The 13,827-nt window shown below is 61.6% G+C and carries 9 protein-coding genes; all 9 read right to left on the bottom strand.

From position 1 onward, the window contains the following. Window positions 1-145 precede the first annotated feature (145 nt). On the bottom strand, window positions 146-2,029 hold the full coding sequence (locus tag GJT30_02345; protein MSM38451.1) for a DUF4080 domain-containing protein: 1,884 nt from the start codon (window positions 2,027-2,029) through the stop codon (window positions 146-148). 18 nt (window positions 2,030-2,047) lie between these two features. Beyond that, window positions 2,048-3,724 (bottom strand): energy-dependent translational throttle protein EttA, encoded by a 1,677-nt coding sequence (ettA, locus tag GJT30_02350; GenBank protein MSM38452.1) that lies wholly within the window; start codon window positions 3,722-3,724, stop codon window positions 2,048-2,050. Between the two features lie 147 nt (window positions 3,725-3,871). Continuing rightward, complete coding sequence (locus tag GJT30_02355) at window positions 3,872-4,264, bottom strand: hypothetical protein (protein ID MSM38453.1); 393 nt, start codon at window positions 4,262-4,264, stop codon at window positions 3,872-3,874. Between the two features lie 216 nt (window positions 4,265-4,480). Next, the gene (locus GJT30_02360; protein ID MSM38454.1) at window positions 4,481-7,153 is read right to left on the bottom strand and encodes a CBS domain-containing protein; all 2,673 of its coding nucleotides are present in this window, start codon (window positions 7,151-7,153) and stop codon (window positions 4,481-4,483) included. Between the two features lie 242 nt (window positions 7,154-7,395). Further along, window positions 7,396-10,308: a PAS domain S-box protein gene (locus tag GJT30_02365; GenBank protein MSM38455.1), complete on the bottom strand. Its 2,913-nt coding sequence runs from the start codon at window positions 10,306-10,308 to the stop codon at window positions 7,396-7,398. A gap of 195 nt (window positions 10,309-10,503) precedes the next feature. Beyond that, entirely contained in the window at window positions 10,504-11,307 is an 804-nt protein-coding gene (gene amrB, locus GJT30_02370; protein MSM38456.1) for an AmmeMemoRadiSam system protein B, read from the bottom strand. 107 nt (window positions 11,308-11,414) lie between these two features. Beyond that, window positions 11,415-12,017 (bottom strand): SMC-Scp complex subunit ScpB, encoded by a 603-nt coding sequence (scpB, locus tag GJT30_02375; protein MSM38457.1) that lies wholly within the window; start codon window positions 12,015-12,017, stop codon window positions 11,415-11,417. Continuing rightward, window positions 11,998-12,822 (bottom strand): segregation/condensation protein A, encoded by an 825-nt coding sequence (locus GJT30_02380; protein MSM38458.1) that lies wholly within the window; start codon window positions 12,820-12,822, stop codon window positions 11,998-12,000. Before GJT30_02380 ends, scpB begins: the two co-directional genes overlap by 20 nt. 8 nt (window positions 12,823-12,830) lie before the next feature. Continuing rightward, window positions 12,831-13,814, bottom strand: coding sequence for a tryptophan--tRNA ligase (trpS, locus tag GJT30_02385; GenBank protein ID MSM38459.1), 984 nt, complete (start codon window positions 13,812-13,814; stop codon window positions 12,831-12,833). Between the last annotated feature and the right edge of the window lie 13 nt (window positions 13,815-13,827).

A 13,827-nucleotide genomic window follows, 5' to 3' on the forward strand; every position in this document is an offset into this window, starting at 1 on the left:
CGATTGGGATGTCACCCGTTTCCCCCCTGCTCTGTCTGTTGATTCATGCAGCGGCCCACTGAGCGCTTATAACACACCCCTGCGAATTTGCAAACGCACAGGGGATGGCATTACAGGCATGAACGCACAGGGATGTGACCAAGGATTAGGCGCCTAGAGGTGCAACAGGGGTAACGATCCCCTCCGCAGTCGCAAATGCGAGAAAATCCCCTGCCTCGTCAGCAGCAATCTCCAGATCGGCGGCCAGAAGGGCTGCCGGTGTCTCACCGTCGAGCCGTTCCAGCAGGCGGAAATAGGGTTCAGCCAGCGACTCGGTACAGACCTGGCCGTCATGGGGATAGATGGCCGCATAGGATCCCGACGGCTGCAGGGTGGCGGCTATTGCGCGCAGGTCGGGCTCCCCGGTCTCCAGGAGATCGAGGATCTCGTAGGTGAACGTGGCCAGCCGCGACGACGGCGCCAGCATGAGCGGTTTGCGGAGCAGGTCGGCACGGGAGGGCTTTCGCCGGCCGGGAAGCTGCGGCGGCACCGCCATGACGGTGGCGGCATAATGGTAATGGTAGTCCACGAAATCGAGGGCGAGCGGCAAGAGGCGTCCGACCCGCTGCCGGGTGAACCGGGCGGTAAGAAACTCCCGCTGCAGCCGCCAGATTGCCTCGTCGCCGAAGCGGGACTCGTCGCACTCCCCTGCTCCCTGTTCCTGCAGCCAGGCGACAAAGCGCTCCAGGAAGGCGACCGGCGTCAGGCGGAGCGTTGCGACCACGCCATTGAACCAGGCCACCGCCTTGCCCCTGCTGTAGAAGATGTCGCAGGCAGCCCCGAGTCGGCGGGCACGAACCATATCGGCAGCCGGGAACGTCGGCGTCTCCAGCAGGGTATAGGGGGGCTTTGCCAGGTGCTTCATGCCGAGGGCTGTGGCGCGGCCGGCAAGCGCCGTGCCGGGCAGGACCGAGAGGGGAAAGATGTCCAGGTGGTTGGGATAGAGGGAGAGGGCAAAATCGAGCCCCTCCCTGAATCGGGCCAGGCTGTCGCCCGGCAGGCCGTAGATCAGGTCGAAGCCGAAGATAACGCCGGTTTCGTTGAGCATCCCGATCTTGGCAACGAAATCGTCGCGCCTGAATGCTCGGCCCACGTTGCGGGCCACCTCGGGATCGGCGCTCTGCAGACCGATCTGCAGGGAACAGGTCAACCCGGCAAAGAGCCTGGCCTGCTCCGAATCCAGCAGTTCGTGCCGCACCTCGAAATGGCAATGAACATGAGGGGCCTTTTTCGCGATCAGCCGGAGCAGGGTCTTGGCCCGCTTCACATCCTGGTTGAAGGTGGAATCGAGGACGAAGATCTGGTTCACCCTATGGGCCAGGACATAGTCCAGTTCCGCTTCCAGCCGCTCCAGCGGGTAGCGCCGGACCTTGCGGTCACCCATGCCGTCGAAGCAGAAATCACAGCCGAATGAGCAGCCCCGCGACAGCTGCCAGACCACTCCGTTCGGGATATGGGCGTCGAGCAGACCGGAGAGGTAGGGAGAAGTAAGCAGACCCAGGTCGGGGATCGGCGGACGCTTGACAGAGACGGCTCGGCCATGGACGAGCCGGGCGATCCCCGGCAGATCGTCGATGGCTACACCGGCAGCAAGGCGATCGAACAGCTCGGCCAGGGTAAACTCCCCTTCGCCGATCACCACGAGGTCAAAGGGCGCCTCCTTGAGGACGCCCTCGGGATCGGCGGTCGCTTCCGGGCCGCCGGCGATGATCATGAGGCCCGGCGCGGCCCGGCGCAGCAATTCCGCCAGGCCGCAACACTCTGCCCGGTTCCAGACGTAGAGCGGAAAGCCGACCATGTCCGGCTCAAGCGCAAGGATCTCGCCAGCGACCGCATCCAGGGGGGTGCCGGAGAAGATCTCGGCGCAGGTGACCGTTACCGGGGGGTTCCGGTTGTCGCGCGCATCGAGGAAGGCCTTGAGGCTGGCGGCTGCCAGCGGCACGGCCTGGGGGGAGTGCATGGCATGGATGGTGACCAGGTGCAGGTGCATGGGTTGGTCGGGCTCCCTCTAGCGGGTCAGCTGGCGGTACCTGATCCGGTGCGGGATGTCTGCGGCCGCGCCGAGACGCTTGTGCCGGTCTTCCTCATATTCCGAGTAGTTCCCCTCGAACCAGACTGCGGTGCTGTCCCCCTCGAAGGCCAGGATATGGGTGGCGATCCGGTCGAGGAACCAGCGGTCGTGGGAGATGACCACGGCGCAGCCGCCGAAGTTTTCCAACGCCTCTTCGAGTGCGCGCATGGTGTTCACGTCCAGGTCGTTGGTCGGTTCGTCGAGCAGGACGACGTTAGCGCCCTCCTTGAGGATCTTGGCGAGGTGAACCCGGTTCCGCTCGCCGCCGGAGAGCGTGCCGACCTTTTTCTGCTGGTCGCTGCCGGAGAAGTTGAAGCGGGCCACGTAGGCGCGGGAGTTGACACTCACCCTGCCGAGCTGGATGGTATCTGCCCCTTCCGCGATCTCTTCCCAGATGCTCTTCTCCGGGTTGAGGGCATCGCGGCTCTGGTCGACATAGGCGAGCTTCACCGTATCGCCGACCCGGATCGTGCCGGAATCGGCGGTCTCCTGGCCGGTGATCAGACGGAACAGCGTGGTCTTGCCGGCACCGTTGGGGCCGATAACGCCGACGATGCCGCCGCGCGGCAGCCTGAAGGTCATCCCCTCGAACAGGAGCCGGTCGTTATAGGCTTTGGCGACATTCTCCGCCTCGATGACCACGTCACCCAGGCGCGGGCCGGCCGGGAGATAGATCTCCAGCTCCTTTGCCTGCTTCTCACCCGCCTCGTTGACCAGCTGCTCGTAGGCGCTGATGCGGGCCTGGGACTTGGCATGCCGCCCCTTGGGGGACATCCTGATCCATTCCAGCTCGCGCTGCAGGGTCTTCTGCCGCTCGCTCTCCTGCTTCTCCTCGTTGGCGAGCCGTGTCTGCTTCTGCTCCAGCCAGGAAGAATAGTTCCCCTTCCAGGGGATCCCCTCCCCCCGGTCCAGTTCCAGGATCCAGCCGGCCACGTTGTCGAGGAAGTAACGGTCATGGGTGACGGCAATGACCGTGCCGGGGTAGCTCTGGAGGTGATGCTCCAGCCATGCCACGGTTTCGGCGTCCAGATGGTTGGTCGGTTCGTCCAGGAGCAGGATGTCCGGTTTCTGCAGGAGCAGGCGGCAGAGCGCCACCCGCCGCTTCTCGCCGCCTGAGAGCACCTTGACCGACGTATCGCCGTTCGGGCAGCGGAGCGCATCCATGGCCATCTCCAGCCGCGAATCCAGGTCCCAGGCTTCCAGATGGTCCAGCTTCTCCTGCAGCTCCGCCTGCCGATCGCACAGCTTCTCGAAGTCGGCATCCGGCTCGGAAAACTTGTCGGTGATGGCATTGAACTCGGCCAGAAGGTCCACCGTCGCCTGCACCCCCTCCTCCACGATCTGGCGCACGGTCTTGGCCTCGTCCAGCTTCGGCTCCTGCTCCAGGTAGCCGACCGTGTAGCCGGGGGAGAGGACTGCCTGGCCGTTGAACTCCTTGTCCACCCCGGCCATGATCCGCAAAAGCGAGGACTTGCCCGAGCCGTTCAGGCCGAGGACGCCGATCTTGGCGCCATAGAAATAGGAGAGCGAGATATCCTTGATGACCGGCTTCTTGTCGTAGAACTTGGAAACCCGCATCATGGTGTAAATGATTTTCTGACCTTCGGTACTCATCAGCCAACCTCCTGGGGAATGTGGTCTTCTTTTACCCGCTCCCACGGGCGGGTGTCAACAGGAAAGCCTCCGGTCCGGCGGCCGGAAACGGAGGAATAAAAAAAGGCGGTCCGAAGACCGCCTTTCGACAGGTATCTGTACAAAGGGTTAGAAGTTGCCCCGCACCAGCTGGGCGTTGAATGCCAGGGATGCCTGGCCGGTCGCCGCGTTCTCGCGCAGTTCGGGGATCACGGTCGGGATGGCGAATTTCACCTTGCCGTTCTCGTATTCCGCCAGGGCCCTGGTGGACTTGGCGATGCCGAAGGTCGCACCGAGCAGGACGCCACCGGCAGCACCATAGACCATGTAATCAAGGTGGTCGCCCGGCTTGTTGGTAAATGCCAGCAAGGCAGCACCCACCAGGGTACCGGCGAGACCGCCGTAGAAGGCATTTTCAAAGGTATCTTTGAAGCCGTTGTCGGATGCGTAACAGGGAAGGTTCCACAGGGTCAAAAGGGATACTGCCAGGGTCAGTGCCAGGATTCTCTTCATCTTCTTCATACCATCCCCTCTCGTGACTGTTCGGTTGTTACGGGTATCCTGCAACTAGCAACTATCGGGCCAGGGCAACAGGCAGGGGCAAGAACGTGAAAACCGTCTGATATCCGGTGTATTGCCGGTTCCTACTATAACCCAAACCGACGAACAGTCAATTCCTTTGTGGCGATTTCACTTCACCCCGGATGGTGCCGGGCTGTTTTCTCATTATAATTCGGGCTATTGTCGCGACTCGGCCATATCGCCGGAACTGTTGCGCTCGTGCAACAGCCGATCGCGGGCAGCGATGACGAAGCGCAACTCGTCTTCCCGGCTCATCACCTCGCCGTTGAGCCGTGCCTCCAGCAGCAAACCGAGAATCATCCCCACCAGCGGCCCCTCGGGGACCCCCATTGCCATGATGTCGGTGCCGGTGATGAGGCAATGGACATTCTGCAGCTGGGTGAAATAGAGGGAGAGGTGTTTTTTCATCTCCTCTTCCCTGGTGCGCGCCATCAGGTAGAGCAGGACCTCGACGGAAAGATCGCTGAACATCTTGTAGACATCGCTCTTTGTCAGGCTGTCCCGACGCAGGCTGCGGCGTGTCGATGCCTCCATGATCTGCCTGCCCCGGCGCCGCATCTCGGCCAGTTTTTCCCGGTAGTGTTCGCTCACCGCCAGCCTGATGCAGACCGCCACAAATGCCTCGTCCTCCAGGGTCTCGCAGAGTCCCAGGAAATAGACCACCCACTTTTCGTATCGGCGGTCGAGGAAGAGCAGCTCGAACCACGAGATGATCTGGCGCGACTCATCCAGCACGCGGCGCGTCTCAGCGGTCAGCTTCAGCTCGGGATGGATGAAGCGGAGCAGTTCCAGCTCGGCCATTCGACCCACGGCAGCAAGGGGATCACGCTCCCGGAGGATGATCACCAGCTCGGTGAGCAGACGCTTCCCCCCAAGCTTTTCCAGGAAATTCATCCGGACCGCGTTCTTGATCAGGTTTTCCGTATGGGTGGCGATATGGAAGCCGAGGCGCTGCTCGAAACGGATGGCGCGGAACACCCTGGTCGGGTCCTCGACAAAGGAGAGGTTGTGCAGGACCCTGATGGTCTGTTCGTGGATGTCCCGCTGACCGCCGAAGTGGTCGATCAGGAGGCCGAAGTCCCCGCTGTTCAGCTGAATGGCCAGGGTATTGATGGTAAAATCGCGCCGGTAGAGGTCCATCTTGAGGGACGAACGCTCCACGATGGGGAGCGCAGCCGGGGTTTCGTAGAACTCCAGGCGGGTGCTCGCCACATCGATCTTGAAGCCGTCCGGGAAGACGATCACTGCCGTGCCGAACTTGTGATGGCATTTGCAGCGGCAGCCATGGCTGCGGGCAAAGGTCTCGGCAAAGAGGATGCCATCTCCTTCCACGGTGATGTCGATGTCCAGGTTTTCGATCCCGAGCAACAGGTCGCGCACGAAGCCGCCCACCGCGTAGACCGGCAGTTCGAGCGCGGTGCCGGTCTCCCCCGCTTCCTTCAGGAGCTGCAGCACGCGACGGGAGAGCTTCCCCTGCATGAGACGGGCAACCTCCTTGCTCCGCATCGGCAACGCCTCGCGGGCCAGGTCGTAGAGCGCCTCGCCGGCATACATGGAGCGGAGCAGGTCGGTCCGGGTCACGACCCCGACCAGTTCCTCCCCGTCGAAAACCGGAGCAAAGCGGCGGTTATGCCTGACGAAGTACTCCTGGATCTCCTGGACCGGGGTGTCGGGGGTGGCCGAGAGGTATTCGGTGTGCATGTACTCGCTGACCGGGAGATGCCCCAGGTTGTGGTAGAGCGCCTTTTCCACGATCCGGCGGGAGATGATGCCGGCCATGTTCCTACCAGCCAGAACCGGCATGGCATTGACGTTGTAGCGCGTCAGGAGATCACGTGCCTCGACAAGACTCGTCTGCACCGTCACCGTCTTCACCGGCATCGACATGATGTCCCTGGCGACCCGGCGCGGGTTCACCTTCAGTCGCAGCACCTCTTCCAGACGTGCCATCACCTGGATCATGGTCAGCTCGTGGATGGTTGACGAAGCTGCCGTGGCATGTCCGCCCCCCCCCATTTCGCGCAGGATCTCCCCCACGTTCACCTCGGGGATGCGGCTGCGTGCCACGATGTGCACCCTGCTCCCCATCTCGACCACCAGGAACAGCGCCTCCAGGTTCTCCATGTCCCGCATCATGTGGGCAAGCACGGCAATATCCCCCACATAGTAGTCAAGGGAGGCCTGGGCAATGGAAACGGTGATGCCGTTCAGGGTAATGGTCTGCAGCGACTTGAGCAGGTCGTTCAAGAGCGAGACCTGTTCGGCGGTCAGCTCCTGGGTCATGAAGTCCGCCACCGTGTTCAGGTTGGCCCCCTGCTTCAGGAGCCAGGCAGCAGCCAGGTAATCGTCCTCGGTGGTGGAGACGAAGGTGAGGCTGCCGGTGTCCTCGTAGATGCCGAGCATCATCAGGGTCGCCTCGATGGGGGAGACCCCAATCCCCCGTCCCTCGAGGATGCGGGCGATGATCGTGGTTGAGGAACCGCATTCGCGGATCAGGCCGCCGTCATGCCCGATGTCGCCGGCAGATTCCGGATGGTGATCATAGATATGGACCGATACGCCCGGCCGGCGGACCACGTCGACAAAACGGCCGATCCGCGAGGTGTGCTGGCAGTCGACCAGGATCAGCCGGTCGATACGATCGAAATCGATATCCTTGATCCGAGTGAAATTAAGGACATAGCTGGACGACTTGAGAAAAAAGTCGCGCATGCTCTTTTCCTGGGACCCGGCAAAAACCATATGGGCGTCGGGATAGAGCTTGTGAGCCGCTACCATGGCGCCCAGGCAATCGAAATCGGCATTGATGTGCGTAGTTATGACTTCCATCGACAAGCCTGCCCCCAAAAGCCGGGCAGAATCCCCCTGTGGCAGTGAAGTTTCCAGACTAGTGTCCAACCGGATACATCGGATGAGACATTGCCGGTTTCCAGATCGGAAACGAGGGATTTTTCGTCCTGGCAAGGAAATCAAGGGATTGCGCGGAGGCGTAGCAGCGCTACGCCGCACAAGGAATCCCGCAGATTGACACCGCCAGGGCGGAAAAGAACCGTTTCCGGCTGGAAACCAGGTTAGTGCAGCGTGAAATAGAATGTTGCCCCGGCGTCCGGCACCCCTTCTGCCCAGATCCTGCCGCCATGGCGCCGGATGATCCGCTGGACCGTTGCCAGGCCGACGCCGGTGCCGGGAAATTCGGTCTCGCGGTGCAGTCGGCGAAAGACGCCGAACAGGTTTTCGTAGCCGGCCATGTCGAAACCCGCGCCATTGTCACGGATAAAGAATATTTTCTCGCCGACCCGCTCGAACGAACCGAACTCGATGACCGCATGATCTCGCTTGCCGGTGTATTTGAAGGCATTGTGCAGGAGGTTCTCCAGGGCAACCCGCATGAGACCGGGGTCTCCCTGAACCTCGATGCCGTTGGCGATGACGATCTCCACATCGCGCCCAGCATAGGTGTTTTTCAGATCACTGGCCAGTTCCCGCACCAGCGAGGAGAGATTGAGCTTCTGGCGGTGCAGTTCGGCCCGGTTCACCCTCGACAGGGCGAGCAGGTCGTCGATCAGCCCCTGCATCTTTTCGACCCCGGCTGCAATCCGCTGCAGGCAGTGGATACCATGTGGGTCGAGCTGCTGCACGTGGTCATCGAGCAGCATCCTGCTGAATCCGCCGATATGCCGCAGCGGGGCTCGCAGGTCATGGGATACCGAGTAGCAGAACGATTCCAGTTCCCGATTTATCGCCTCCAACTGGGCAGTGCGCTCGGCCACGCGCTGTTCAAGCTGCTCATTGAGCCTGCGAAACTCCGCCTCGGCGTTTCTGCGCTGGTTCATCTCGACCAGCATGGAGACGAAGCCGCCTACGGCCATGGCGAAACTCTGCTCCTCAAGGGTCCAGTTCCGTGCCAGTCCGGCATGTTCATGGCAGACAACGCCCAACACCTGCCCTTCGGCAAGGATCGGCACATTCAAGAGGGAGGTGATGCCGTTGGGGAAGAGGAATCGCTCGGTAAATTCCACGGTGCGCGGGTCGTTGCAGGCGTCGTGGGCAGCGATGACCTCGCCGGTTGCAGCGGCGGCAAAATAGGCGGGAAAATCGGCGATCTTCAGGAAATCCCCCTGAGAATGACGCCGCTGCTCCAGGTCGAACATGTCGCTGCAGACGATCCCCTCATGATCGTCGCTGTAGAACCAGACACTGACACGCCAGGTCCCGAGCGCCTCTGCCGCAGCCTCGGTTATGGTTGCCAGCGCAGCAGGGAGCTGGACAACATAGAGCGCCTTGTTACGGGCCAGGTCTATCAGCGCCTGCAGCATCCGCAACGAGTCGATCTCGCGGGATTTCCGCTCGGTGATATCCTGGATCGTGCCGATCATCCTGATCGGGCTGCCCGCGTCGTCCCTGGTGAATTCACCGGTGCCGTACAACCAGCGCTCGGCGCCATCAACGGGGCGCACGATCGGGTACTCCATGTCGAACCATGTCTGGGTACGGTGCAGCGAGGAAAAATACTGGTCCATCCTGGTGCGGTGGTCGGGATGTACCAGCGAAAGCCAGGAATTGAAGGTCCGCGGAAAGGAATCGTCGATACCGAAGATCCGATCCAGTTCCGGCGAACAGCTCCACCGGTCAATGGGGATGTCATAGGCATAGGTGCCGAGATGCCCTACCCTCTGCGCCTCTCTGAGCAGCAATTCGCTGTCGCGTAGCGCCTTTTCGGAGCGTTTCAGATCGGTCACCCCGTGCAGGAAGGCAAGGAACTGGTTTTTACCGGGGATGAAGGTAGTGCTCACCTCCACGTCGATAACGGTGCCATCCCTGCATCTGTGCCTGGTTTCGAAGCGTTCGAACCGGTTGGCGATGATCCGCTGAACATGATCCTGGGTCTCCTGCTCGTTTTCGATCTCCTCGAAGTCGCGGAGGGACTTGCCCAGCAATTCGTTCCGCCCGTATCCGTATATCCTGCAGGCAGCGTCATTGACCTCAATGATCCTGCCATCCGCATCCGTTATCCAGAACCCGTCGCTGGTGGTTTCGGTGAGGGTCCGGAACAGCTCGGCACTCTCCTGCTGGCGGGATTCTGCATTCATGCGCGCGGTGATGTCCCAGGAAAGGTCCGCCAATAGCGAGACCGCTTCCACATCCTGCTGGTGATAGCCGGTTGTCTTGTTGCCGACCCCGATGATCGCCACAATCTTTTCGTTGCGAAAGACCGGAACCACCAGCTCCCGCACGACGTCGGCATGCCCTTCCGGCATCCCCCGGCGGTGCGGCAGCGAGGCATAATCATTGTGGATCACCGGCCGACGCTCGCGGATGCAGTCGACCCAGACCCCAGCATGTGCCAGGGGATAATGCAGGCCATTCCCCTCGGCCCGGCAGAATTCGGTCATGGTCCGGGTGGACCATGCCTGGAGCGTGAGCGCCTGCTGATCATCGCTGAAATGATGATAGAAACCGATGGAACTGCCGGTCAGCTTTTCCGCCTCGTCCAGGGTTGCCTGGAGGAGTTTTTCCAGCGAACAGGCAGAAGTGGCGAATTGCTGCAGCCGCAGGCGAGCCGCCATGATATCTTCGGTCTGCTTGCGCTCGGTGATGTCGAGCAGGGTGACGAAAACCCGGAAGGGAGCCGTCACTCCCGGCATGAACTGGGGGATCGCAGTGATCCGCAGCCAGGTAAAATCTCCCCGCTCGGGGGAATAGACGCCGGCAACCGCATTGGCGACCGGTTTCCCGGTCCGAAGCGCAACCATGGATGGATGCCGTTCCGGAGGCAGTTCAGTTCCGTTCTCGTCGATGACCCGCCACTCGGGATGGTACGAAGTCCTGCCAAGGAGCTGGTCCCGGCTCAGGCCGAACATCTCCAGTGCTGCCCGATTGACATCGATCAGCGTGCCATCTGCGTCCTGATAGAAAACGCCGACCGGCATCTCCTCGAAGAGGGACTGGTATCTGTTCTCGTAGTCGCTGTCTGCCCGGTCCATTTCTCCCCTACTCGCTGATTCGTTTCCATCCGGAAACTTCGGATGGAAACGAATGGTTTCCGGATCGGAAAAGAGGGATTTTTCGTCCTGGCAAGGAAATCAAGGGATTGCACGGAGGCGTACATCGGTACGCCGCACAAGCAATCCCGCGGATTGACGCCGCCAGGGCGGAAAAGAACCCTTTCCGGACGGAAACTACCATACGGCAACCGATGCGTATCCCACCACCTGCTCGTAATCTCCGTTCGTATCGCCGCTGTTGGCATACCGCACCATTCGGGCCTCGGAAGCACCCAGGGCCTTGGCGGCCACCAGCATGACTGTGGAAGGGACCACGCCGCACATGGTGATACGCTTGGACCGGCAGACGGCGAGCAGCCCTTCTGCATCGAGCGCCAGGGCGCGTTCCAGCGCCATGTCGTCCTTCTCCCTGGCGACGGTTGCGGACTCGTAGTGGGTCATGTCGGAACTGGCAACCATGAGAACCGGAGCGCCATATTCCCGGATCGCCACGGCAATACCCTCCCCCAACTGCCGGCAGGTGGCATAATCTCCGAATCCGAGACAGATCGGGACAATGGCGAGTTCTGGTTGCAGGTGCTGGAGAAACGGTACCTGGACTTCCAGGGAATGTTCACGCAGGTGGGCCGCCGTCTCCTCCTCCACCATGGGGGCGTGGCGACGCACCAGCGCGGCGAGAGTCGCGTCGATCGGTACGTTGCCGAGCGGGGTATGCCAGGTGCCGGAGGGATAGAGGGAGACGCGTGCCCCGAGCCCGTGGTGATTGGGACCGAGGATGAGGACGGTCCGGGGAATGGCGATGGCACCGAACAGAGCGCCGGCGACGGCGCCGGAATAGATGTAGCCGGCATGGGGAGAGATGACGCCGATGACCTGCTCCGGTTCTGCCGACCGGACGATCAGGGTATCAAGTTCGGCTCGAAGTCGCTGCGTATCACCGGTGTAAAACTGATTGGCTACGGCTGGCTGGCGAATCATGGCATCCTCCCGTACCGGAACAGGTCTGGTGCTGTATGGAGACAGGGTGTCGCGGCGGACACCCTTCCTGTCAGCTTACCCGATTGTGAAGGGAATGCAACGAGGGGTCATTCACCGCTGGGGAATTCGGGAGGGGACGGATCGCCTTCCAACGGCAGTTCTGCCTGTTCTTCGAAGACCGGCGGCTCTGCCAGGTCCTGGATCTCCTTGAGGGTGGGGAGTGCGGTCAGGTTCTTGAGGCTGAAGACTTCGAGAAACTCCCTGGTCGTGCCGTAGACCAGCGGCTTGCCCGGCACGTCTTTCTTGCCGAGAATCCGGATAAGTTTCCTCTCCAGGAGCGTCTTCAGCACACCGCCGCAGTCGACGCCCCGCAGGTATTCCACTTCGGCACGGGTCACCGGCTGCCGATAGGCGATGATCGCCAGGGTCTCCAGGGCGGACTGGCTGAATTTCGCCCCTCTGCTCCGTTGCAACCGCTTGAGATACTCGGTGTGCTCGGAAGGGGTGCGGAGCTGGTAGCCGCCGGCAACCTCGGCCAGGATGATCCCCCGCTCCTGGGCTATGCACTCAGTTGCCAGCTCATCGAGCGCCAGGGCGATCTCGGCCCGGTCGAACTCCTCCAGCACCGCTGTCAGCCGGTCCAGGGAAAGCGGACCTTCGGCAACGAAAAAGAGGGACTCCAGCAATGATTTAAGGCTTTTCGCTGTCATCGTCGTCCACTCCGGCAGAGTCCTCCTCAGGTTCCAGTGCCCCCGGCACGAGCCAGATCACGCCGAACGGGGTCAACTGGGAGACCTTGATCGTTTTCAGCTTGCAGAGTTCGAGGAGAGCCAGGAAGGTCGCTATCGCCAGTTCGCGCGTTATCTCCTCGTCGTCGAAGAGGTCGTCGAACTGCACCGACTGCCGCGACTGGACCAGATCGAGGATGCGACCGATCCGGTCGGCAACGCTGATCGATTCACTGACGACCTCATGGAAGCGCTCCACCGGGATGCGGGCAAGCACGCGGCGAAAGGCGTCCACCAGCTCGAACAGCTCGATCTCCAGCGGCTCTTCGCCGGCCGGAAGCAGCGACTCGTCGACAAAGGGGATGGTACGGGTAAAGACGTCGCGGCCGAGCAGCTCGCGGCCGGCCAGGCCGGCAGCCGCTTCCTTGTACTTCTGGTATTCGAGCAGCCGCCGGACCAGTTCCGCACGGGGGTCCAGCTCCTCGTCCTCGCCGCTATCCTCTTCTTCAGGGAGTGGCAAGAGCAGCTTGGACTTGATCTGCAGCAGGGTCGAGGCCATCACCAGAAACTCGCCGGCGATCTCCAGGTTGAGTTCCTTCATCACCTCCAGGTATTCCAGATACTGGCGGGTGACGATGGCGATGGGGATATCGTAGATATCCAGCTCGTTCTTCTTGATCAGATGCAGGAGAAGGTCGAGCGGCCCCTCGAAGGACTCCACCTTGACCGAGTAGGCGGAGAACTGCTGACTGTCAAAGAGGGGCTGGGAAGGGGCTGTATCGGGCATGGCCGTTATCAGAACTTCAGGGCAGCCCTGACCTCCGCCAGCGTCGTTCCCGACTCTTCCTGGGCACGTTTGCTGCCGTCAGACAGGACATCGCTCACCAGCTCCGGCCGGGCGGCCAGCTCCTCGCGCCTGGCGCGGAACGGGGCAAGCCCCTCCACCACGGACTCGGCCAGGATCTTCTTGCACTCCACACAACCGATTTCTGCCCCGCGGCAGGCAGGCACGATCATGTCGAGCTTCTCCTGCGACACATAGAGGCGATGGAGGTTGAAGGCGATGCAGCGGTCCGGTTCACCCGGATCGGCGCGGCGGACCCGCTGGGTATCGGTGATCATGGTCATGATCTTCTTGCGGGTATCCTCGGCCGTGTCGGAGAGATAGATGGAGTTGCCGTAAGACTTGCTCATCTTCCGGCCGTCCAGTCCGGTCAGCTTGGGGGTTTCGGTGAGCAACGCCTCGGGCTCGGGAAAGACCTGGCCGTAGAGATGGTTGAAGCGGCGGGCGATCTCGCGGGTGATCTCCAGATGGGGGAGCTGGTCATGCCCGACCGGCACCCTGGTCGCCTTGTAGATGATGATGTCCGCGGCCATCAACACCGGATAGCCAAGGAAACCGAAGGTGGAGAGGTCCTTGTGCTCCAGGTTGTCCTGCATCTCCTTGTAGGTCGGGTTGCGCTCCAGCCACGACACCGGCGTGATCATGCCGAGGATCAGGTTCAGTTCCGAATGGTGTGGCACCAGGCTCTGCTCGAAGATGGTGCACTTCTTCGGGTCGAGCCCGAAGGCGAGCCAGTCGAGAACCATCTCGCGGGTGCTCTCGCGGATACCAGAGGTATCGGCATATTCGGTGGTCAGGGAATGCCAGTCAGCGGCAAAGAAGAAACACTCGTATTCGTTCTGGAGCTTCAGCCAGTTATCCAGCACGCCATGAAAATGTCCCAGGTGCAGCTTGCCCGTCGGGCGCATGCCGCTGACTACGCGATTGTTGCTCATGATTCCTCTCCCC

The organism is Geobacter sp. (assembly GCA_009684525.1).
Classification (GTDB): Bacteria; Desulfobacterota; Desulfuromonadia; order Geobacterales; family DSM-12255; genus Geoanaerobacter.

Excerpts from the sequence above, each read along its gene's own strand:
- GJT30_02355 (MSM38453.1), bottom strand. The coding sequence starts at position 4,264 with ATGAAGAAGATGAAGAGAATCCTGGCACTGACCCTGGCAGTATCCCTT.
- scpB (MSM38457.1), bottom strand. The coding sequence starts at position 12,017 with ATGACAGCGAAAAGCCTTAAATCATTGCTGGAGTCCCTCTTTTTCGTT.
- GJT30_02360 (MSM38454.1), bottom strand. The coding sequence starts at position 7,153 with ATGGAAGTCATAACTACGCACATCAATGCCGATTTCGATTGCCTGGGC.
- GJT30_02380 (MSM38458.1), bottom strand. The coding sequence starts at position 12,822 with ATGCCCGATACAGCCCCTTCCCAGCCCCTCTTTGACAGTCAGCAGTTC.
- GJT30_02365 (MSM38455.1), bottom strand. The coding sequence starts at position 10,308 with ATGGACCGGGCAGACAGCGACTACGAGAACAGATACCAGTCCCTCTTC.
- ettA (MSM38452.1), bottom strand. The coding sequence starts at position 3,724 with ATGAGTACCGAAGGTCAGAAAATCATTTACACCATGATGCGGGTTTCC.
- GJT30_02345 (MSM38451.1), bottom strand. The coding sequence starts at position 2,029 with ATGCACCTGCACCTGGTCACCATCCATGCCATGCACTCCCCCCAGGCC.
- trpS (MSM38459.1), bottom strand. The coding sequence starts at position 13,814 with ATGAGCAACAATCGCGTAGTCAGCGGCATGCGCCCGACGGGCAAGCTG.
- amrB (MSM38456.1), bottom strand. The coding sequence starts at position 11,307 with ATGATTCGCCAGCCAGCCGTAGCCAATCAGTTTTACACCGGTGATACG.